Origin of the sequence: Streptomyces milbemycinicus, assembly GCF_002154605.1 — a bacterium.
GTDB classification, from domain to species: Bacteria; Actinomycetota; Actinomycetes; order Streptomycetales; family Streptomycetaceae; genus Streptomyces; species Streptomyces milbemycinicus.
Map to the genome: position 1 here is coordinate 1 of NZ_MUNE01000980.1, position 506 is coordinate 506.

Annotated in this window: 1 protein-coding gene; it reads left to right on the forward strand. The window is 75.7% G+C overall.

Annotated features, from left to right (window positions below; all coding sequences use genetic code 11):
- Window positions 1-326 precede the first annotated feature (326 nt).
- Window positions 327-506, forward strand: a 180-nt coding sequence (locus tag CCN51_RS56775; protein ID WP_211303334.1) for a hypothetical protein, incomplete at its 3' end; no start/stop codon positions are given.

The following is a 506-nucleotide window of genomic DNA, read 5'->3' on the forward strand; positions in this document are numbered from 1 at the left end:
GAGAGAGAGCCCCGGCCGGGGTGCTCGCGGCGCGTGGCCTACGCGGTAGATCCGCGGGCGACCACCATGGACGCTCTGCAGCGGCCGACAAGTCAAGCCGCGCCCCTCACCCCCACGGGTGGATCTGTGGTCGGCTGGTGAGGTGCAGCCCCGGGCATGGCGCCGGGTGCGGTGTGGGGTGCGGGTGCTCCCGGGGTGCGGTGGGTATCGAGCCGGGTGCGTAGTTCCCGGGCGCGTCGTTGGCCCAGGTGCAGGTGGCGGCGGAGCTGCCGGATACTGACCGGCTGCCCAGTGCTCTGCCGTGCGGTGGCATCCAGGGCGAGGGCTTGCGCGTACAGCTCGGCGTCTGCGCGGCTATCCGCGCCGGGCCGGGGTACGGGCGCGTTGGGGGCAGGGTGCGGCCCGTCGGGGCGCGCGGGCGTTTCCTGTGGGCGATCGCCGGTCGGGTGCGGGTGCGTGCCCGGGCCCGGGTGTGGGATGGGGTGCAGGGCGGGCTTCGGGTGCGG